Below are 20743 nucleotides of genomic sequence, written 5' to 3'. Positions count from 1 at the left end.
AGCTCAGTTATAGAGGATGGGGATGGGTTTGTCAATGCAGGGGGTGGCACAACGGTAACGATGAAGGTGCAAGAAGGGAAACGGGCGGCTTACACCGCCCGGATACGGTCACGGGGGTCCACATGGACCGGGGAGAGGTCGAGGGTCTTCCCGTCGGCCAGGAGCCGGCCGAGCTCTTCGGCGGTGATGGGGCGGCTGAAGTAGTACCCCTGCATCTCCTCGCACTGGTGGCGGCAGAGGAAGTCGATCTGTTCCGCCAGCTCGACCCCTTCGGCGATGGTCTTCATGCCGAGGCCGTGGGCCATGGTGATGATGGTCTTCACGAGGGTGGCGTCGTCGGGGTCGCGGGTCATGTCGCGGATGAATGCCTGGTCGATCTTCAGGTTGGCGATGGGGAAGCGCTTCAGGTAGCTGAGGGATGAATAGCCGGTGCCGAAGTCGTCGATGGCCACCTCGATCCCCCGGTCCGTCAGTTCGCGGAGGATGGCGGCCGACTTCTCCGTCTCCTGCATGACGAGGCTCTCGGTCAGTTCCAGCTCCAGCCACTGGGGGGCGAGCCCCGTCTCCATGAGGATCTCCTCCACCATGGCGATGAGGTTCTCCTGCCGGAACTGGCGGGCCGAGAGGTTGACGGCCATGCGGAGCGGCGGCAGACCGGCATCCTGCCAGGCCTTGTTCTGGGCGCAGGCGGTCCTGAGAACCCACTCGCCCATGGGAACGATGAGCCCCGTCTCCTCGGCCAGGGGGATGAACTTGGCCGGCGACACGAGCCCCATCTCCGGGTGGTTCCAGCGCACCAGGGCCTCCACGCCGCAGATCCGGCCGTTCCGCAGGTCGACCCGGGGCTGGTAGTGGAGCAAGAACTCCTGGTTCTTCACGGCCCGGTGGAGGCTCGTCTCCAGGGAGAGCCGCTCGAAGACCCGGATGTTCATCTCCGCCGAGTAGAACTGGTAGTTGTTCTTCCCCTGCTCCTTGGCGTGGTACATGGCGGCATCGGCGTTCTTGAGGAGCGCGTCCACGGTCTCGCCGTCGGTGGGGAAGAGGGCGATGCCGATACTGGCCGTGACGTAGATCTCGTTCCCCATGAGGAGGAGCGGCGCCGCGAAGACGTTGATCATCTTCTTGGCCACGGTGATGACGTCAGGCACTTCCCGCACGTTGGGGAGTACGACGATGTACTCGTCGCCGCCGAGCCGCGCCACCGTGTCCCCTCCCCGCAGGCAGTTCTTGAGCCGGTTGGCCACCGCCTTCAGGAGCATGTCCCCCACCGTGTGCCCCAGGGTGTCGTTCACCTTCTTGAAGTTGTCCAGGTCCAGGAACATGACGCAGATGGGATTGCGGCGCCGGAACGCTTCCAGGGCCAGGGCCTGGCCGAGGCGGTCCTGGAGGAGGTTGCGGTTGGGGAGCCCCGTGAGGGGGTCGTGGGTCGCCTGGTAGACCAGCTGCTCCTCGTAGCGGCGGTGCTCGGTGATGTCGTTCATGACCCCGATGTAATTGGTCACCACGCCGTCCCGGTCCCGGACGGGAGCGATGAAGAGCTCGTTCCAGAAGGGCGAGCCATCCTTGCGGTAGTTGCGGAGCACGAAGCACCCTTCCCGCTCCTCCTTGAAGGCCTGCACGAGCTTCTTGAGTTCGGCCTGGTCCCGGTCGTCGCCCCTGAGGAAGCGGGGGTTCTTGTCGATCACCTCATCGACGCCGTAGCCGGTGATCCGTTCGAAGGCCGGGTTCACGTAGATGATGGGGTTGTCGGGATGGGTGGCGTCGGTGATGGTTATGCCGTTGATGCTCGACTCCATGGCCCGCTTGAGGAGAACCAGCTCCTGCTCATTGCGTTTTCTGGCCGAGATGTCGGAGATGATGGTGATGACCCCGAGCGGCGTGCCCGAGCCGTCGCAGATGGGGGCCGCCGAGAGGCTCACGTCGATGGGGGAGCCATCCTTGCGCCGGCGACGAAGTTCCACGTCGGTGATCCTCTTCCCCTGGAGGACCAACTCCCGCAGCTTCCGGTGCTCTGCCGCCCGCTCCGCCGGGGCGACGGGATAGGGTTTTCCCAGCACCTCCTCGGCGCTCCAGCCGAAGATTTCCACGGCAGCCCGGTTCCAGAGGGTCACCTTCCCGCAGCAGTCCACCGCCACGATACCCTGGGGCGAGGCCTGAATCAGGGTGTCAAGCTTTTCATTGGTTTCGCGGAGCCGCTCACCGGTCTCCCTGCTCTCGGTAACGTCGCGAACAATGCCGAGAAAGTGCCAGACGCCCTTCATCTGCACCCGGCTCAGGGAAAGGGCGGCCGGGAAACGGCTCCCGTCGCTCCGGATCCCCTCCGCCTCGCAGGTCAGGCGGGAATGTTCCTCGCCGCAGCAGACAAGGGGGGTAAGGAGAGGATTATCCTTCCCCGTCGACCTGATTGCCAGGATATCGCCAAGGGAGCGTCCCGTTGCCTCGGCACTCTGGTAGCCGAAGAGCTGCTCGGCAGCGGGGTTGAGGGAGAGGAGGCGGCCGGCTCCGTCAAAACTTATGATGCCGTCGGCGATGTGATCGAGGAGGAGATCGGTGTGCAGCGAGGCGGTGAATGCCACGCTCCGAAGCGGAAGGACAATGCTCAACCAGATGATGGGGGCCGAAAGGATGACGAGGAGAAGCGCGTCAAGGAGGGAGATGGCCAGGGGAATGCCGCCATCAGCGGTTCGCGGCAGCAGCACCATGAGGAGCAACTCGATGACGAAAACTATGAGGAGAAGGGCCAGCAACTGCTTTTTAGGCGACGGCAGATATCGCAGAATCTTGTCGGATTTTTCGGCCAAACCCATACGGGCGCTCCACCGCGGCGCCGGAAGGGGCGAGGGGCCGCGTGCTACGGATTGTTCACACTCTATTTACCCGTATCGACCGGCCGGCAAAAAACTTTAGCCGTAGTGGTCAGGAAGTCTTTGCCCCGTATTTTTCAGCCATCCGCCGCGCCGCCGCGCCGACCTCATCCCGCAGGGAGGCAGGCGCCAGCACCTCGGCATGCTCGCCGTAGGAGAGGACCCAGGAGACGATCTCCATTTTCCCTCCGGCAGAGAAGGAGAGGACGAGGCTTCCGTCGGCTCCGCTCCGCTCCGTCTGGCTCGGGTGCCAGACCCGCCCACGGACCGCGTGGGCGACCCCGGGGGAAAAGCGGATCGCCACCTCCAGGGGCTCCTCCTCCACGATGCCGAAGGCCCCCCTGAGCCGCTCCTCGGGGCGGTAGTCGGCGGGAATCTCGAAGCGCTCCTTCCGCACCTCCACGCCGGTGATCCGCTCGGCGGCAAAGGTCCGGATGGCCTGGCGGTTGTGGGCGTACCCCACGAGATAGAGCCCCCCCTTGTAGAAGACCAGGGTGTAGGGGTCCACCTCGTAGGTGCTGGCCCTCCCCTTCCCAGCCCCACGGTAGGAGAGCCGCACCCGGTACTGGTAGATGAGGGCGTCGCGCAGGCTCTCCAGGTGGCCGGCCACCGGGGCGTAGTCGCGCCGCCCCTGCAAAAGCGGCAGCGACACATCGGCAATCCGCTCCATGTGGGCCGCGTAGCGGGGGGGAAGCACCGAATTGATCTTGCGGAAGACCGCATCGAGATCCTCCCGGAAGGGAGTTCCGTCGAGAAAGGAGAGCTGGGAGCGGAAAAAGGAGAGAGCCATGAGCTCCTGGAGGGTGAAGGTGATGGGGGGGACATCCTTGAAGCGGGTGAGGAAGCGATAGGCCTTGCGACCGTTCAGCCATTCGGAAATCAGCGGATACCCCGCCTCGTGGATGACGTTCAGGTCCCGGTGGACGGTGCGGCGGTCCACCCCGGTCTCCTCGGCCATCTCGTCGAGGGTGACCCCGTGGCGCGCCTCGATGAGGCGGATGAGGTCATGGACCCTCCCTGCCTGGGAGTACTTCTTGGCCGGCTTTCCCTTCTGCATGGTTGACCTCCCGGTGACGACTTTGGGGGGGATGATACCTGAAGCGCCGGGAGGTGCAACGAGAAAAAACGGCTCCTACACCCTGAACCACCCCACCATGCCGTTCAACTCACCGGCCAGGCGGGAGAGATCCTCGGAGGAATGCTTGATGTCACTGAACGAGCTGCGCAGTTCACGGGTAATGACGGAAATCTCATCCATGTTCCGGGAAACGTCACCGCTGGTTGACGACTGCTGCTCCGCCGCCACGGCGATGCGCCGCACCATGTCGGTGACCCGTTCCACATACTCCACGATCCGGTCCGTGGCCTCCATGGTATCGTTAATGCGGTCGAGGATCGTGCCCACCGACCGCCGCTCGTGATGCATGGAGCCCACCGACTGTTTCACGCTCTCCTGCATGGCTTTCACCGTCTGGGAAATGTCCGCGGTGGCGGTTGCCGTTCTCTCGGCCAGTTGCCGGACGCTGTCGGCGACCACGGCGAAGCCCCGCCCCTGCTCACCGGCACGGGCAGCTTCGATGGAGGCGTTGAGGGCCAGCAGGTTGGTCTGGTCCGCAATATCCTCGATCAGGGTGACGATCTCGTTGATCTGGGCCGACTGGTCCCCCAGGAGCTCCACCTTGCCGGCGGTATCCTCAAAGGTTCCGGCGAAGTGCCGCAACTCCCGGACGGTGAGCGACATGGCCTCCTTTCCCTCAAGCGCGGCCGTTTTCATCATCTCGGCGGTTCCGGCAGCCTCGGAGGTATTCCTGGCCACATCGAGGGTCGTCTGGGACATTTCCACCATGGCAGCCGCCGACTGCTCCACGCGTAGAGCCTGCTGTTCCGCTCCCTCCTCAAGGACAGCGGCAGTGGTTGACATCTCTTCGGAATTACTGGCCAGAGACTCCGTGGCAGCGCCGATTCTGGCCACTATCTGGCGGATACTGTCCACCATCTTCGCCATTGACGCCTGAACCTTCCCCACCTCGTCGCGGTTGCCGCTTTCCAGGCGTGTGGCAAGGTTTCCCCCGGCCACCTCCTCGGAAGCGGCGATGAGCTGTCCCATCGGCAGGGCAATGGAGCGATAGATCCAGAAGCCAATCAGAATGCCAAACACGATGGCGCCGATGCTGATACCGACAATGAGGCCCATACTGAAACGGATCGTCGTATTGACCGATGCAATGGCCTTTTCCTGATCACCTTGGGCAGTTGTTACGGTCTCTTTTCCCTTCGCTGCCTGCTTCCGCACGATTTCCCGAAGCTTTGCCGCATCGTGCTCCGCCCGGGCCTTGAGTTGCATCTTCTGGTGGAGTTTTGCAAGGATCCCGTCCTTGGCCAGAATGGTCTCCCGGATGCTGGAGAGCGAGCCGAAAGCCGCATTGAGGAGCTTCAGCTCCTGGTTGGCCTTGACCTTCCGCAGCGAGGCTGCCACCGTTTTCTCTGCCGCGGCTATCCTCCCGTACTGCTGGTTGATCTCGGCGGCGATACCGTCCAGTTCCTTTTCCGACCCGGCGAGGAACAGGCGGGAGGAGAGCCCTTCCACGGAGACACCGAGGGAGACCAGATCGGAGTTGCTCGACAGAACACCAACGGCGATATTCGAATTCGAGAAATTGCCCTTCAGCTTGGCGGCAACAGCCGTGCTCATCTGGTTCGCCTTGTCCGCCTCATCCTCGATCGTTTCGGAAAGCGTTGACAACGCCTCGCCCACGTGGCCGGCAAGGGCATCGACCCGCTTCTGATCGCCCCCCTCCACCTGGGCCTTGATGAGTTCTTCCATCCTGGCATTGATGGCAGCGACTTCGCTGCCGATCTGCTTGTTCTGCCGGACGTTACTGTTCTGCATAACCTTCTTCATGGCAACGGCGTACTTTTCCTGAATCTGCTTCTTGTTCTGCACCCGCTGCAGGTCGACGACCAGGTACTGGACCTCTTTCAGGGATGCCTTGAGGGTTTCAATGCTCCTCAACCGCTGGGCAATCTTGTCGGTTTCGTCAGTGGCCGAGGCATAGGCGGCGGAACTGCTCTGCTGGAGGTTCTTGACTTTGCGGTCCAACTCCTTGAGCCGCGCGGTTGTCTCCCTGGCCTGCCGGGAAATCATGGCGCTTGCCTCCGCCGATTCCCTTTCGGACGTAAGTTTCGCGGTCATGGTACTGAACAGTTCGGCGGCAATGCCGTTCAACTCATCGGACGCCTGGAGTTTCTCCCCGGAGAGGTTTTCCAGCACCTCCTGCGCCGCCCTGACATCCCTCAGCGACTGTTCGGCCTCCGCCTTCGCCGCTGCGAACTCCTGGGTGGTTGCCGACGCCACCACCTTGATCAGATCGGCGGTGGCCCCCTGGAGCGACCGCTGGAACTCGACAGTGCGCATCTGGAAGGGGGTGCTCTTTTCCGTGAGATACGAGAGTCGCCCCTTGATGGACCGCATGCCGATGAAGCTGGTGACGGCGACGGCACCAACAACGATGATCATGATACAGGCGTTCGCCGTGAGTTTTGTCTTGATGGTCATTCGAAAAGTCCTCTGCTTGCCGCCATGCAACCCAACTAAACTGCACCAACAGGGGGAGAAGACGCCAAGCGCCTTCTCCCCCCCTGTTATTGCTTATCGGCAAAATCTGCACAACTTGAGCATGTTTAAAAATAATTTTGGCACATTAACCATGCGCAGTCAGCCAGATCAAGCAAGTGACTCCGTTGCATCTACCACTCTTCCCGCTGTTTCTCCGCCATCTTCTGGAGATACAACTCCGGGCTGGTCAGCCGCTTCACCTCATCGTCCGAATACCCCAAATCCTTGAACCGGAGCACCCCGTTGGGGGCATGGCAGTTGTTACAGGTCAGAGCATTCTTTTTCGTCACCAGGTGATTGCTGCCGAACATGATGGTCTGCCAGCCGGGAACCGGGTCGTACTGCTTGATGCCGAGGATCTTCGCCGCCGAGGCCACGCCGGCCAGGGTGTCGCCGTTTGCCATGGGGGGGGCGAAGTCCATGGAAAGCAGTTTGCCGGTCTTGCGGTCGAAGAACCCTTTCCCCTGGAAGACCTTGAAGGGGTAAATCCTGCTGGCCTTGTTACTCCGGCTTCCCTTCGGGCCGATGAAGTCTGGCCGGTTGGCAACGGTCTTGTCGTACCACGCATAGACCGGCACCGTTTCGTTGGCTTCCTTGCGGAGCGTGGTCGGCTCGTAGTAGCCGCTGGAGAGCTTCTCCCACTTGGTGAAATCCTTGGCGAAGGCGCCGCCGGTTCTGGTCACGTGGCAGGTCTGGCAGGCGATGCGGGCAGTATGCCGGTTGTACTCCGCATCCTTGTGGGGGGTTTCCGTGTGGCAGTCGGCGCAGGCAACCCGTACCCCATCGTGGGCCCAGTTGTTGGGATCAAAGCCAGTGGGGATCTTGTGGTTCTTTGCCTTGTGGCAGTCGACGCAGACCATCCCCTTGGCGGCGTGGACATCGTTCTCTTTCGTGAAGGCGAACCCGCGCTTCACCAGCACGCCGCCACCGGCCGCCTCGTGGCAGGTCATGCAGTTCTTGACCGTCGGCTTCGCGATGGCGAGCGCCGCCTTGACACTGCGGTCCTGCCCGAGCACGACCCGCCCCTGGTCATCCTTGAAGGGTTTGCGCTTGCTGTAGTCGTACTCGCGGGAATGGCAGAGCAGGCAGTCGATGGCCGCCTCGGCCTCGGGGCCGGTGCTCCCCACGTCGCTCACGTGGTTGCCGGGGTGGCAGGTGTTGCAGCCGGTGAACTTCGGCCCCTTGGCGTCGGGGGTCTTGGGGATCTCCTTGAGGTTATTGACAATATCGTTGCCGTTGCACATGGTGTAGATGCGGTTTTTCATGCCGTATTCCCGGGCCGGATCGGTATTCTCCACATTGTCCACCTTCGAGGCGTGGGTCCAGTGGACGGTGGAGAGGAACTCCTTTGCCGTGCCGGGGTGGCAGACCTCGCAGGTTTCCGGCCCCTTGTAGCCGTTCTTCTCCATATACTCCCTGCCGGGATGATCCTTGGCAAAGGCGGCGGATGCCATCACCGCCCCGGCAACGAGCCCGGTGAAAAGTATCTTGATCATATCTCTATCCTCTCACTCCGGCCCCCCATGAGCTGGGGAACCTGTAATTTTGTCTATATAGATAAATGAATGAAATATACGTCGGGAAGCCACAGGAGAATGAGTGCCCGCTGCGTGTATAAACGGTCAGCCGGCACCCTGCCCACTCAGCAGCCCGCCGTCTTGCGGAAGATGGTGACGACACCGTCGCCGTCGTCATACTTGACCCGCACCTCGTCACCTTCGACGATCCGCTTGTCCTTGAACTTATCGAGGGTAAGATCGTCCTTCACCGTCACCTTGACCTCGTTGCCGCTCTTGGTGTCCTTGAGAATGACGGTGGCCGTTCCCCCCTGCATCTCGATCTTTTGGACGGTGCCGACCATCTTCACCTCGGCCGCGCCGGCGATTGTGCCGATGGACAACATGATGACTGCCGCTGCTGCTGCAATTGCTTTTCTCATGACTCTGCTCCTTTGTCTCGTTCCAAGCCCTTCTCAGGGCTGAGTAACGGCGGGGGACCGGAGTCCCCCGCCCGGATACCGATCAGAAATGGACCTCAAATGTCGCATAGAGGTCTTGGGCGCTCTTGAGAGGGGTAAGCATCTGGGGAGTAGTCTGCCCCAATCCGCTGATCTTGACCGGGGCACCCACCCAGTTGTTGCTGCCGGTGTAGTCGAAGTCGTAGTACTGGTAGCCAATCTTGAAGAATGTCTTGCTCAGGTAGCTGGAGATGGGTTTCAGCTTCAACTCCTGGATGATATACCCTTCGTAGACGTTGCCGCGAGCTCCGACCTTGCTGGTCCACATGTCGTCGGCGGCCGGGGCAAAGGTGATCCAATCCTTGGAACCGTGGTTGTATTCGAAGCCGAGCTTGGTTCCGGTCGCCTCGATGTCATAGCGGCCACCGAGGTACACGGCCCAGCCGGTCTTGCTCTCCTTCTTGCCGGTCCACATGAGGCCCGATTGGGTATCGAGCACTCCCTCAGTTGTTGTGAATCCTGCAACCGGAGTATGAACCTGCACCTTCACCGTATTATTGTTCGGATTGGTGTGGCTGACGGCACCCGATGCGAACCAGTGGAAAGTGCCGGGGCCAGCTTTCTTCACGCGACCGAGGAAGTTGAGGCCGTACCAGTCGATGTCGCCCAGATCCGTCGCTGGCGAGCTCCCCTCAAAGGGACCGGACAGCATGACCGGGGTGTTGAAGATGTTCATGCCACGGTTGTACTGGAACTCGGCCTTGAGGTTGTCGGTATCGTAGGGGACGATGTTGAAGCCGAGCATGTCGGTGTCATGGAGACCATTACCCTGCTTGTCGGTAATGCCGTTCTCGAAGCCGCGGCCGTAGCAGAACTTCATGTAGGCGCCGGGAAGGGACTCGATGTCCGGCGCATAGCCGAGGGTCAGGCCATCAAAGGCGTAGTCCACCAGCAGTTGGGGCACACCGGAGTTCCCCGGCTTTTCCTTGTTCTGCTTCAGGTGGGAAGGGATGCCGCCAGTGGAAGGACGCCGGCCGATGGAGAACCAGATAGGCTGGTCGGCGATATTTTTCCAGGTGGCATAGACCTGGTCCACGGCAAGGGTACCGTCTCCGGGAACGTGACCGACGGTGCCGTCAAAGAGGCCGGCCCGGTCCGAGAAATATGCTTGGCCGTTTTCCCCGCGCAGGGCCGCGTCGTCGCGGGCGCCCGTTACCTTGTACATCAGGAGACGGGCGTGAACGGTGACATCCTGGGTCGCCTTGGCATCAACATTGAGACCGAAACGGTTGGTATAGAGGGAGTTGTTCTTGACCGTCCCCCCCTGCACAGGGAAGAAGAGGTCACTTCCGTCACCCTTGGCGTTTCGAGGATTGAGCTGATAGTATGGTGCGACTTTCCCCCTCAGGTAATCATACCGAAACCGGTAGTCGCCGCCGATGCTCAGCCAGCGCCCCAGGGATTTCTCTTCCACCTTCTCCACCTTCCTTGCGGCCTCATCGGCCTTCTTTTCACTGGTCTGAGCCTTCTGCTCGGTGCTCTTCATCTGATCCTTCATTTCCTGCAACTGCTTTTCCAGCGCCTCGATCTTCTTCAGGACGTCCTGTTCCGCCGCGACTGCCGCGAGCGGGTGGGACAACCCCAATAGCACCGCTCCCGCCAGAACTCTGTTCGCTACCCGTTTCATGTGTTCTCCTTTCTCGTGGTCATTGCTGCTGACAGAAGGTTTAATACTTAAATTGCTCCGGCCTCTCACTCCATCGTTGCGTCACGCCTTAGGGCCGGGGTGTCGTTTGTCCGTCACGGAGGCGTCAAAAATTGTCACCACATCGCGAAATCCCCGAAATTTACCCGCGGCCTTCCCCCCATTGTCGCCATCTTACGGTTTTCACTCATTATCTCTTGCAGTACCAATGCCAATCAATGCAAATATGCAAATATTAATACCGAATTAATTGTTCGGTTACCATAGGCAATGAAGCACGTAAATTTAGCGTTAAACCACTGACCGTCAGGGTTATCGACGAGCATGGGCAAACTATAATCCCCGAACATCAACGCATAAATCGGCACACAACTCCGTGGGGCGGTAAACCGCAATCGTGCAGGATTGGTAAACGGTACATAACGGCAGGATGAAAAGAGGATCTCTCTCGGGAAGGAACGCACGCTGGAATGAACAGCAATGGGAACGTGACTCACTATGCCTGTCTTGCGATTAAGCCGTCATGAACTATACTGAAAACATTCTCATCAATCACTCGGGAGGAGGAAACGCATGGAGAGAAAGGCTATTGCATGTGCGGCCGTACTCGCCCTGGTTGTCGGAGTGGCCTGGGGCAAGGATGATGTCATGGGACGGGCCAAGGGGATTTTCAAGCCGATTCCCGGCAAGGCCAAGGCTTTGAAGGGGAACCCGGCCACGCCGGCAAAGGTCGAGTTGGGGAAGATGCTCTACTTCGACCCGCGGCTCTCGTCGTCGCACCTCATCAGCTGCAACACCTGTCACAATGTGGGGCTGGCCGGCGCCGACCTCCAGGAAACCGCCATCGGCCACGGCTGGCAGAAGGGTCCCCGCAACTCACCCACGGTCCTGAACGCCGTTTACAACATCGCCCAGTTCTGGGACGGCCGGGCCGAGGACTTGGCGGCCCAGGCCAAGGGGCCAGTCCAGGCATCCGTCGAGATGAACAACAAGCCCGAGAACCTGGTGGCGACCCTGAAGAGCATCCCCGGCTACCAACCCCTGTTCAGGAAGGCCTTCCCCGGCGAGAAAGACCCTGTCACCTTCGACAACGTGGCAAAGGCCATCGAGGTCTTCGAGGCGACCCTCGTCACTCCCGGCGCACCCTTCGACAGGTACCTGAGCGGGAACCGCAAGGCCCTCACCGCCACCGAGGAGAAAGGACTCGCCCTCTTCCTCGACAAGGGATGCGTCGCCTGCCACAGCGGCATCAACGTGGGGGGCACCGGCTACTTCCCCTTCGGCGTCAAGGAAAGCCCGGGCCCCGAAATCCGCCCCGAGGGGGACACCGGCCGGTTCAAGGTGACCAACACGGCGGCCGACAAGTACGTCTTCCGGTCCCCGAGCCTGCGCAATGCCGCCATCACCATGCCGTACTTCCACTCGGGCAAGGTCTGGGCGCTGAAAGATGCCGTCAAGGTCATGGGAAGCGCCCAGCTCGGCATCTCCCTCACCGACGACGACGCCGGCAAGATCACCGCGTTTTTAGGGAGCCTCACCGGGAAGCAGCCGAAAGTCATGCACCCGGTCTTGCCCCCCAACTCCGACACCACGCCACGGCCGCTCACGAACTGAGCCGAATAACGAAAGGCCGGAGAACTCCTCCGGCCTCTCCCACCGCCCATTGACTTTCCGCCAAAGTCATGCAATATGGGTCCCATGTCGCCCCAGAAAGAACAAAATGTTATCGATATAATCCGCTCGTGCATCAGTCGCAAGAGCATTTTCTGGACCTATCACGTCAGCATGCGCATGGCCGAGCGTTTTGTTCCCAGGCAAATTATCTTTGCATCTCTAGATACTTATGAAATAATCGAATCGTACCCCGATGACAAATACCTGCCCAGCTACCTGATCCGGGCTGAACACGGTGAGATGGTCTTTCATATCCTCTTCGCCCTGGATCGAGACAACGATACGGTCAGGATCATCACCACATACATGCCGTCGGGTGATAAATGGGAATCTGACGGCAGAAGACGGAGGAAATCATGAAGTGTCACAATTGTGGGGGGTCTTTCGAACGGATCACCACCGACCTTCCCTTCAAAACTGGCCCCCATTCCATCATCATCATCAAGGACCTGCCCGTGTTGCAGTGTAGTAACTGCAGCGAATTTCTGCTGGAAGACCCGGTCATGGAGAAGGTTGAGGCGATAATCGCCGGAACCGGCAAGAGCGTTGAAGTGGAGATTCTCCGTTACGCGGCATAGCGACTGCAGCCCAACCATCCGTAACAACGAAAGGCCGAAGCAATCACGCTCCGGCCTTTTTCATTCCCCAATCCCAATCACCACCACCGCCACCATCGCGTTCGTATGTGCGTCAGATTTGGCTGCGACGATTGAGCGCAACCGCAGGCGTAGCCCAAGCTACGTCGAGGATTGCGCGATTGAGGAGCGGCCGAAGATGGCGTGCAGACGGACGCGACTATACTTTTCCTTTGAGGCTGTAGACGTAGGCTAGCACCTCCGCCACCGCCGCATAGAGCGCCTCGGGAATCTCCTCCCCCTCCTTCACCTGGGCGTAGAGTTCCCGGGCCAGAAAGCGGTTTTCCACGAGCATGACGTTATGCTCCCTGGCCATTGCCTTGATGGTCTGGGCCATGTGATCGGCACCCTTGGCGAGGACCGTGGGAGCGGCCATGGTGAGGCGGTCGTACTTGAGGACCACGGCGAAGTGGGTCGGGTTGGTGATGACCACGTCGGCGGTGGGGATGACGGTCCGCAGCCTCCGCTGGGCCTGCTGGAACTGCATCTGGCGGATCTTCCCCTTGACCTTCGGGTCCCCCTCCGACTCCTTGTGCTCGTCCTTCACCTCCTGCTTGGTCATCTTCTGCCGCTCGATGAAGCGCCACTTCACGAAGACGAGGTCAACGACCCCCAGGATCAGGAGCACCCCGCAGGTGTGGATCACGAGCTTGAAGGAGAGGTGCTTGAACAGTTCCAGGATGCCGGACAGGTCCGTGTCGGTCAGGTAGATGATCCCGTCCAGTTCGTCACGCATGATCTTGTAGGACATGTAGCCGACGATCAGAATCTTGAGGGTCGCCTTGGCCATCTCCATGAAGGAGTCTTTGTTGAAGAGCTTGCCGAAATTCTCCGCCGGGTTCAGCTTTTCGGGCTTGAAGGCGATCCGTTCGGCGTTCATGGAGAAGCCCACCTGGGCCACGGTAGTAAGGAGACCGACGATAACCACCACGATCATGAAGGGACCAATGACCTGCAGGATCACAAGAAAAAGTTTCACCAGCAGCATCTCGACGCTCGACTCGGTGAGCTGGAAGGTGCCCATGGAGCCGAAAATCTCGCGGGTGGTGGACTCGAGGGTGGTAAACATGAAGCCGCCAGTGGTGTAGAGGGCGACCATGGCGGAGATAAGCGTGACGGTGGAGGTGAGGTCGCGGCTGTGGGGGACCCCCTTCTTCTTCGCCTCATCCAGCCTCTTCTGGGTGGGTTGTTCTGTCTTTGAATGCTTGTCTTCTTCCGACACTATCCCTTACCCATAAGTTTCATGAGAGCCATGATCTGCTCGTCCAACGCCCCGAACGATCCCCGGAGGGTATGGAGGAACACGGTGAGTGAAAGTCCGAGAATGATGAAACCGATGCCGATGTTGAGGGGCATGCTCACGAAAAAGACGTTCATCTGGGGGAACGCCCGGGCCATGATGCCGAGCATGACGCTCGTCAGGAGCAGGATCACCATGATCGGCGCGGACAGCTTGATGGCCAGGATGAAGACCTGGCCGATGGTGACGACCAGGAAATTCAGAAGCCCTTCGCTCATGGTCCAGGCCCCCACGGGGAGAACGGCATAGCTCTCCACCAGGGCGTTGATGAAAACATGGTGGACATTGAGGGAGAGAAACAGGAGGGTGGCGAACATCTCCTGGAAGATGGAGATAATCGACAACTGGCTCCCCCGGGAAGGGTCGATCTCGCTGACAATGGAAAGCCCCATCTGGATGCCGCAGATCTGGCCGCAGAACTCCACGGCGGCAAAGATGATGAGAGAGAGGAGGCCGAGACAGGTCCCCACGAGGGCCTCGCGGATCATGAGCATGCCGAGGGAGAGCATGTCGGCGGGAAGCTGGGGGATTTTTGCCTTGATGAGGGGGAAGCAGACCACCGTCAGGGCGAAGACCACCAGGACCTTGATGTTCATGGGCACCCGTCGGCCGCCGAACAGGGGGATGGCCGCGAAGATGCCGGCCATCCGCCCGAGCACCAGGGCGAAGAAGGCGACGTCATTGACCGACGGGAATGGGGTGGTTAAGGGGAACATAGTCGGGACCGGGGACCGTGGACCGGGGACCGGTAACAACTATTACCTGGCCAAGGGTCCCTGCTCCCTCGTTGCGGGCTTTCAGTGCCTCATGTTGGGGATCATCGCGTAGAGCTCCCGGGTGAAGTCGCTCATGTAGCTCATCATCCACGGGAAGAAGATGACCATCGCCACCATGACGATGATGATCTTCGGCGCGAAGGCGAGGGTCGCCTCCTGGATGGAGGTGACCGCCTGGAAGATGCTGATGAGCAGACCCACCACGAGCCCCGAGATGAGGAGCGGCGCGGAAAGGAGCAGCGTCACCTCGAAGCTGCGGCGTGCCAGCTGAACGACGAGATCGGGACTCATGGGTTAACCTCCGGGATCGGGGATCGGGGACCGGGAAGGGCTTTTTAATGCTTTTTCAGGTCCCTGGTTCCGGCATTTATCCAAAGCTCTTGATAAGCGAGCCGATAACCAGCCCCCACCCGTCCACCAGGACGAAGAGGAGGATCTTGAAGGGGAGCGAGATCATGACCGGCGGCAGCATCATCATACCCATGGACATGAGGACCGAGGCCACCACCATGTCGATCACCAGGAACGGGATGAAGATGAGGAAGCCGATCTGGAACGCCGTCCGCAGTTCCGAGATCATGAAGGCCGGGATGAGGGTGAGGGTCGGGATATCGTCGGCGTTGCGGGGGCGCTGCAGCTTGGAGAGGTTGATGAAGAGCGCCAGGTCCTTATCCCGGGTCTGGGAGAACATGAACTTGCGCACGGGGACCTGTGCCCGCTTGAACGCCTCCTCCTGGGTGATCTGGGCGGCCCGGTAGGGCTGGATCGCCTGGGTATTCACCTGCTGCCAGACCGGGCTCATGACGAAAAAGGTAAGGAAGAGCGATAGGGCCACGATGATCTGGTTCGGAGGGGATTGCTGGGTGCCGATGGCGTTGCGCAGGAACGAGAGGACGATGACGATCCGGGTGAAGGAGGTGGTCATCATCATGAGTCCCGGCGCCAGCGACAAGACCGTCATGAGGAAGAAGATCTGGAGGACCGCGGAGACGTCGCCCGGCTTGGAGGCTTTGCCGACGCCGATGGAGAGAGTCGGGATCACCGGCTCGGCAAAGGCTGCGGCGGCGAATCCGGCAACCAGAGCGATGGCCGCGAGGGGTATGAGGATATGCTTTTTCATGACAACACCGTCCCTGGTGTCAGAATTTTTCGGCGCGCCGACTGGGGGAGTCGGCCCGCCCCTGCTTGATGGCGGCAATCTTCGCGGCCATGGCATCGAGCTTTCCCTGAAAGAGGGTGGCCATGGTCGACTGCTTTTCCGGGTCATCGATCACTTCGATCTCCTCAAGGATGTCGATCTGCTTGAGAAAGGTGAGGTTGTCGCTGCTGGAGCCCAGCAGCAGGTACTCTCCCCCCACCTCCACGAGGACCAGCGACTTCTTCGGCGCCAGGTGGCGCGTCTCCACCAGGCGGATGTGGCGCTCGCCGCCCCCCATTGGGGCTCCCAGTTTCAGCCAGCGGTTGGAGAGGTGGTAGAAGAGGTAGATGAGCCCCAGCACCACTGCCAGCGCAGCCACCATCTGGAGGGTAAGCATGAACAGGCTCGGGCTCCCCTGCCCGTCCGCGGCCAGGGCAGCGGCCGGCACGAGCGTTGCCGCCGTTGCAGCCCCTGACATGGCGAGGCGTTTCACAGCACCTTCTCCACCCGCTCGTTGGGGCTGACGATATCCACAAGCCGGATACCGAACTTCTCGTTCACCACCACCGCCTCGCCCCGGGCCACGAGCTTGGAGTTGACAAACACGTCGAGGGGCTCCCCCGCCAGCTTCGTCAGTTCCACGACCGCCCCCTGGTTAAGCTGGAGAACATCCTTCACGAGGATTTTGGTGCGCCCCAGCTCCACCGTGAGCTGCAGCGGTATGTCGAGGATGAAGTTCAGGTTCTTGGTATCCAGTTCGCCATCCTTCAGGTTTTCATTGTCGAGGTCGCTCACTGCTCTCTCCCTTTACCGATAATGGTGGTTATCTGCGCCGCCTTGTTGCCGTGCCTCAGCCCCGGTGCGGACATGAATTTCGATACCCCCCCAACCTTCACCACCAGGTCGCTGTTGCAGGGGGTGTCAAGCATGATGGTGTCGCCGGGGGTGAGATTCAGAAGCTCGTCCATGCTGATGATGGCTCCTCCCACCTCCACGGAAAGGTCGAGGGGGGCCTCCAGAAGTTCCTTCGACAGGCGGAACGACCACTGGGGATCGATGGCCATCATGTCGACCTGGGCGCCGTTCTTGAGCTTTTCCCTGACCGGATCGATGGTCGTGAGGGGTACGGCGAAGATCATCTTGCCGATGATCTCCTCGATCTGGATCTCCATCTCCATCGTCACCACCTGATACTCGGGGGGAACGATATTGACGAGCCGGGGGTTCATCTCCATCCGCAAAAAGCCCATTTTGGTGGCGTAAATGGGGGCCCAGGCCTTTTCGAGATCGGCGAGAACATCCATGACGATCTTCTGCACCAGCCGCAGCTCGATGGAGGTGAACATCCGGTTGCCGACGGTCGGCACGACCGAGGAACCGGTCCCCCCCAGGATGCAGTCGACGATGGTGAAGACCAGGGTGCTGTCAAAGGCGATCAGCGCCGCCCCCTTGAGGGGATCGGCCTTGTAGACGGCCATGGCCACCGGCGACGGCATGGTATGGAGGAAGTCGTCGAACTTGAAGGAAGCAGCCCCCACCTTCTTGATCTCGACGATGCGCCCCAGGCGGTTCGACAGGGTGCCCCGCTGGTAGCGGATGAAGCTGTCGTAAATGATGTCGAGGTTGGGAATGTTCCCCTTCGACTCACTACTGAAGAGGTCGTAGGACTGAACCGTCGCCTCTGCCTTGGCCAGCTCCTTGTCGGGCTCGATCTTGCCCTCGAAGACGGCGGCCAGCAGCGCCTCTATCTCTTGTTTGGTGAGGATTTTTTCCATGAACAGGCCCTGGTGTTACAACGAATCACGTAGGGGTGCAGCAAGCGGCGTCCCTACTGGACCACGAAGTCGGTAAAGTAGACCTTGCTCACCTTGCCCGGAGGGAGGATCTTGTTGACTGCCACCATGATCTCGTCCCGAAGCTGGTTCTTCCCCTGGAGGTCCTGGACATCCTGAAGGGTCTTCGTGGTCAGGAGCACGAGGATGGCATCCCGCAGGGGCGCCTGGCGAAGCTCGATCTCTTTCTTGGCGTCGGCGCTGGCGGTTTCGAACTCCACCTTGACCCGCAGGTACCGCAGTTCCTGTCCGTCGTAGATATTGACGATAAACGGTTCCATGGGGAAGATGTTGGCAGCGGCGCCAGCCGCTCCCTCCTTGCCCCCCTCCTTGCCGCCACTGGAAGCGGCGCCTCCCCCTTCAGCCTTCTGCTCAACCTTCGCCTCGGCACCTTCTCCCTTTTTCTCCTTTTTGCCCCCCATGAATACGACGGCAAGGGCGATAATCACCACGGCGGCCGCGCCGATGATGATGAAGAGCATTTTCTTGTTTTTCGGCGCACCTTCTGCCGAGGCGTTTTCTTCTGCAGCCATTGGGGTCCTCCTCCTCGTTACTTTGCGGTTGATATCAGTGGGTTTGACGCACCGATGCAGATACTGCAACCGAAGTGCCAGAATGCTAAAAACAATTTAAAAGAAGGGGAAGAGCAAAAGAACCGGAAAAAATCCCGAAAAACCGACGGACTCGGATTTTCAGCGAATGGGACTGACGAACGGATGGGGACGGGGCGCTACGGGAATGGCTTTGATGGTCGATGTTTTGACACGGAATAACGGCGGGAGACGATACATGGGCGGCACGAAGGGGCCATGAAACGCCGTCAGCCGGGGGAACGGCGCAGGGGGGTCAATTTTCCGGCACAACTTCACAGCGGATCAATGCCGGCGCGGGTCAAAAAAAAGGGGGAGCCGCGTGGCTCCCCCTGGGGAATGTCAGGTTACCGCTTGAGATTGAGGACTTCCTGGAGCATCTCGTCGGCGGTGGTGATGGTCTTGGAGTTGGCGGAGTAGCCCCGCTGGGTGGTGATCATCTTGACGAACTGGGCCGCCATGTCCACGTTGGACTGCTCCAGGGAGTTGGCAAGAACCTTCCCGACGCCCGGAGTGCTGGCGTTGGAGAAGAGGGGCTGGCCGGAGTCGAGGGTCTCCTCGAAGAGGGTGCCCCCCGCCTTGGAGAGGCCGGTGGTGGAGGCGAACTTGGCCAGGGCCACCTGGTAGAGCTTCTTGAGCTCGCCGTTGGAGTAAACCCCGTTCACGTACCCCTTGTCGTCGATGGTGACCTTGGTCAGGGTACCCTGGTAGTAGCCGTCCTGGGTCTGGGAAGAGACAATGGAGGGGCTGGCGTACTGGGTGGTGGCGCCGACGCCCATGCCGAAGAGGATCGGCTGCGGAGCGGTTACCCCGCCCGTGAAGGTGATGTTCTGGGCCGCGCTGGCCAAGGGGGTCTGGCCGGTGAGGGCACCGGTGGCGTCAAAGGTAAGGGTCCCGTCCAAGGGGGTGGTGCTGCTGCCGGGGGTACCGGCCTGGGCGTCGGGGAGAATGGCGTGCCAGCCCCACGCGTTGGCGGCGGTCTTGCGGAAGTAGACCGTTGCCGTGTGGGCGTTCCCCTGGGAGTCGTAAACCGACAGGCTCGTGGAGAAGTTGGAGGTGGCAACCGGGTTGGCCGGATCCCAGGGAAGGGCCGGCGTGCTCTGGGTGGAATCCAGGTTCAGCACCATGTCGACGGCAGAGGTCTGCTTCGGCGGGGTGGTGGCGAACGTGGTCAGATCGATGGGCTTCATGACGCCATCGGCAAGGCCCGACGAGGGGATGATCCCATACCCCTGCACCTGGTACCCTTCCGGGTTCACGAGAGTCTTGTCCTTGTCGAAGGTGAAGGCGCCGGCACGGGTGTAATAGCGGCCGTTGTCGTTCTGGACCACGAAGAAGGAATCGCCCTGGACGGCCAGGTCGGTGCCGCTCTCGGTGCTCTCGAAGGAGCCCTGGGTGAACTGGTTCTCAACGGTCTGGATCTGGACGCCGCGGCCGATCTGGGAGCCGCCGCTGATGGTGCTGGAGAGGACGTCGGAGAAGAGCATCCGTCCCTGCTTGAAACCGATGGTGTTAACGTTGGAGATGTTGTTGCCGATGACGGACATGGCTTCGCCGTTGGCGTTGAGGCCGCTGATGCCGGTATACAGTGCAGATGTAACGCTCATGTGTGTTGCCTCCGAGGGGTCGGCAGTAGTCGACTGCCGCCTGGTTCAAACGGGACGCCTCTGTCGGTCGGCGTCCCCGGGCCCCCGTGAAGGTCCGGCCCGTTGTGGATCATTTTCTTCCCTGCTGCTTCAGGTCCCCGATCCCTGGTCCCCGTATCCTAGAAAACTACTGCCGAATCGATGTTCGTGAACACATTCCCTTGCATGCTCCCCCGGTCCATGGCGGTGATGACTGTCCGGTTTTTGACACTCACCACAAGTGCCGCGTCGCCGAGCATGATGAGCGATTCGCGCCCACCCTTCTGGGCCACGCTGTCCACCGCTCCCTCCAGCCTCTTCATATCAGCTTCGTTGAGGCTGATCCCCCGTGCCCTCAGCCGTTCCTGGGCATGCTGGGAGAATTTGACCCCCTGGGCCGGCATCTTGCCGTCGAGGATCTTCGCGAAGGCGGGTGGCTGTGCGCCCCCCTGCTTCGCCGGTTGCGGTTGCGCCGGTTTCTGTCCCGGGTTGATGGGGAGTGGTTCGGGAAAATAGATCTTGTCGATCATCCCTTCCTCACGCTCCTTTCACCGAGAGTACGTTGCTGAGCGGCACGCTGATGCCGCCGATGGTTACGTTGGGTTCCTTTCCTTCCAGCGTTATCCCTTCCACCGTGCCGACGAGAAGCGGGTTCCCCTGGAACTTCTCCCCCTTGGCATTGTAGCCGGTCACGCTGAAGCTGTACTGCCCTGCCGGCAGCGTACTTCCGTTGCCGTTTCTCCCGTCCCAGAGGATCGTGCCGTCGCCGGCCCGGGTATTTCCCAGGTTCAGGGTCCGGACCACGGTGCCGCTGATATCCATATCAGCTTCGTTGAGGCTGATCCCCCGTGCCCTCAGCCGTTCCTGGGCATGCTGGGAGAATTTGACCCCCTGGGCCGGCATCTTGCCGTCGAGGATCTTCGCGAAGGCGGGTGGCTGTGCGCCCCCCTGCTTCGCCGGTTGCGGTTGCGCCGGTTTCTGTCCCGGGTTGATGGGGAGTGGTTCGGGAAAATAGATCTTGTCGATCATCC

At 60.7% G+C, this 20743-nt stretch carries 20 protein-coding genes; 3 read left to right on the top strand and 17 right to left on the bottom strand.

Annotation, left to right across the window (positions count from 1 at the left end; genetic code table 11):
• Positions 1 to 89: 89 nt before the first annotated feature.
• The 6 genes from KJB29_RS06300 to KJB29_RS06275 all read right to left on the bottom strand — a co-directional run bounded on the left by KJB29_RS06300 (position 90) and on the right by KJB29_RS06275 (position 10124).
• Positions 90 to 2807, bottom strand: a complete 2718-nt coding sequence (locus KJB29_RS06300) for a sensor domain-containing protein (RefSeq protein WP_215733851.1) — start codon at positions 2805 to 2807, stop codon at positions 90 to 92.
• Positions 2808 to 2916: 109 nt separating this feature from the next.
• On the bottom strand, positions 2917 to 3921 hold the full coding sequence (locus KJB29_RS06295; RefSeq protein WP_215733850.1) for a helix-turn-helix transcriptional regulator: 1005 nt from the start codon (positions 3919 to 3921) through the stop codon (positions 2917 to 2919).
• Between the two features lie 75 nt (positions 3922 to 3996).
• The gene (locus tag KJB29_RS06290) at positions 3997 to 6420 is read right to left on the bottom strand and encodes a methyl-accepting chemotaxis protein (protein WP_215733849.1); all 2424 of its coding nucleotides are present in this window, start codon (positions 6418 to 6420) and stop codon (positions 3997 to 3999) included.
• A gap of 191 nt (positions 6421 to 6611) precedes the next feature.
• Positions 6612 to 7976: a cytochrome C gene (locus tag KJB29_RS06285; RefSeq protein WP_215733848.1), complete on the bottom strand. Its 1365-nt coding sequence runs from the start codon at positions 7974 to 7976 to the stop codon at positions 6612 to 6614.
• 146 nt (positions 7977 to 8122) lie between these two features.
• Positions 8123 to 8419 carry a TOBE domain-containing protein gene (locus KJB29_RS06280; protein ID WP_215733847.1) on the bottom strand — a complete coding sequence of 99 codons (297 nt, stop codon included), beginning with the start codon at positions 8417 to 8419 and terminating at the stop codon, positions 8123 to 8125.
• Positions 8420 to 8501: 82 nt separating this feature from the next.
• Complete coding sequence (locus KJB29_RS06275; RefSeq protein WP_215733846.1) at positions 8502 to 10124, bottom strand: DUF3373 domain-containing protein; 1623 nt, start codon at positions 10122 to 10124, stop codon at positions 8502 to 8504.
• A 591-nt stretch (positions 10125 to 10715) separates the two neighbouring features.
• Here KJB29_RS06275 and KJB29_RS06270 point away from each other — a divergent pair.
• The 3 genes from KJB29_RS06270 (at position 10716) to KJB29_RS06260 (ending at position 12394) form a co-directional block, all read left to right on the top strand.
• Positions 10716 to 11756 (top strand): cytochrome-c peroxidase, encoded by a 1041-nt coding sequence (locus KJB29_RS06270; protein ID WP_215733845.1) that lies wholly within the window; start codon positions 10716 to 10718, stop codon positions 11754 to 11756.
• Between the two features lie 84 nt (positions 11757 to 11840).
• A complete protein-coding gene (locus KJB29_RS06265) occupies positions 11841 to 12176 on the top strand; it encodes a DUF4258 domain-containing protein (RefSeq protein ID WP_246560612.1) in 336 nt (111 codons plus the stop codon).
• Positions 12173 to 12394, top strand: coding sequence for a YgiT-type zinc finger protein (locus KJB29_RS06260; protein ID WP_215733843.1), 222 nt, complete (start codon positions 12173 to 12175; stop codon positions 12392 to 12394). The genes KJB29_RS06265 and KJB29_RS06260 overlap by 4 nt, the downstream gene beginning before the upstream one ends.
• Before the next feature lie 217 nt (positions 12395 to 12611).
• On the opposite strand, the gene flhB is transcribed toward KJB29_RS06260, so the two are convergent.
• From flhB to KJB29_RS19295, 11 genes are all read right to left on the bottom strand, one after another.
• Positions 12612 to 13673 carry a flagellar biosynthesis protein FlhB gene (gene flhB, locus KJB29_RS06255; protein WP_215733842.1) on the bottom strand — a complete coding sequence of 354 codons (1062 nt, stop codon included), beginning with the start codon at positions 13671 to 13673 and terminating at the stop codon, positions 12612 to 12614.
• A complete protein-coding gene (gene fliR / locus KJB29_RS06250) occupies positions 13673 to 14467 on the bottom strand; it encodes a flagellar biosynthetic protein FliR (protein WP_215733841.1) in 795 nt (264 codons plus the stop codon). The genes flhB and fliR overlap by 1 nt, the downstream gene beginning before the upstream one ends.
• 81 nt (positions 14468 to 14548) lie before the next feature.
• A complete protein-coding gene (gene fliQ / locus KJB29_RS06245; protein ID WP_215733840.1) occupies positions 14549 to 14818 on the bottom strand; it encodes a flagellar biosynthesis protein FliQ in 270 nt (89 codons plus the stop codon).
• A 76-nt stretch (positions 14819 to 14894) separates the two neighbouring features.
• The gene (gene fliP, locus KJB29_RS06240; protein ID WP_215733839.1) at positions 14895 to 15647 is read right to left on the bottom strand and encodes a flagellar type III secretion system pore protein FliP; all 753 of its coding nucleotides are present in this window, start codon (positions 15645 to 15647) and stop codon (positions 14895 to 14897) included.
• Between the two features lie 19 nt (positions 15648 to 15666).
• A complete protein-coding gene (gene fliO, locus KJB29_RS06235; protein WP_343213542.1) occupies positions 15667 to 16158 on the bottom strand; it encodes a flagellar biosynthetic protein FliO in 492 nt (163 codons plus the stop codon).
• The gene (gene fliN / locus KJB29_RS06230; RefSeq protein WP_004514553.1) at positions 16155 to 16460 is read right to left on the bottom strand and encodes a flagellar motor switch protein FliN; all 306 of its coding nucleotides are present in this window, start codon (positions 16458 to 16460) and stop codon (positions 16155 to 16157) included. Before fliN ends, fliO begins: the two co-directional genes overlap by 4 nt.
• The gene (gene fliM, locus KJB29_RS06225) at positions 16457 to 17440 is read right to left on the bottom strand and encodes a flagellar motor switch protein FliM (RefSeq protein WP_004514554.1); all 984 of its coding nucleotides are present in this window, start codon (positions 17438 to 17440) and stop codon (positions 16457 to 16459) included. Before fliM ends, fliN begins: the two co-directional genes overlap by 4 nt.
• A gap of 53 nt (positions 17441 to 17493) precedes the next feature.
• On the bottom strand, positions 17494 to 18030 hold the full coding sequence (locus KJB29_RS06220) for a flagellar basal body-associated FliL family protein (protein ID WP_215733838.1): 537 nt from the start codon (positions 18028 to 18030) through the stop codon (positions 17494 to 17496).
• A gap of 404 nt (positions 18031 to 18434) precedes the next feature.
• The gene (locus tag KJB29_RS06215; RefSeq protein ID WP_215733837.1) at positions 18435 to 19694 is read right to left on the bottom strand and encodes a flagellar hook protein FlgE; all 1260 of its coding nucleotides are present in this window, start codon (positions 19692 to 19694) and stop codon (positions 18435 to 18437) included.
• Positions 19695 to 19852: 158 nt separating this feature from the next.
• Positions 19853 to 20242, bottom strand: coding sequence for a TIGR02530 family flagellar biosynthesis protein (locus KJB29_RS06210; RefSeq protein WP_004514279.1), 390 nt, complete (start codon positions 20240 to 20242; stop codon positions 19853 to 19855).
• Positions 20243 to 20249: 7 nt separating this feature from the next.
• Positions 20250 to 20741: a FlgD immunoglobulin-like domain containing protein gene (locus KJB29_RS19295; protein ID WP_246560610.1), complete on the bottom strand. Its 492-nt coding sequence runs from the start codon at positions 20739 to 20741 to the stop codon at positions 20250 to 20252.
• Between the last annotated feature and the right edge of the window lie 2 nt (positions 20742 to 20743).

Origin of the sequence: Geobacter grbiciae (genome assembly GCF_018531165.1) — a bacterium.
Lineage (GTDB): Bacteria > Desulfobacterota > Desulfuromonadia > Geobacterales > Geobacteraceae > Geobacter > Geobacter metallireducens.
Note: the sequence above shows the minus strand (reverse complement) of the source record. Positions and strands in the feature narration are given on the sequence as shown.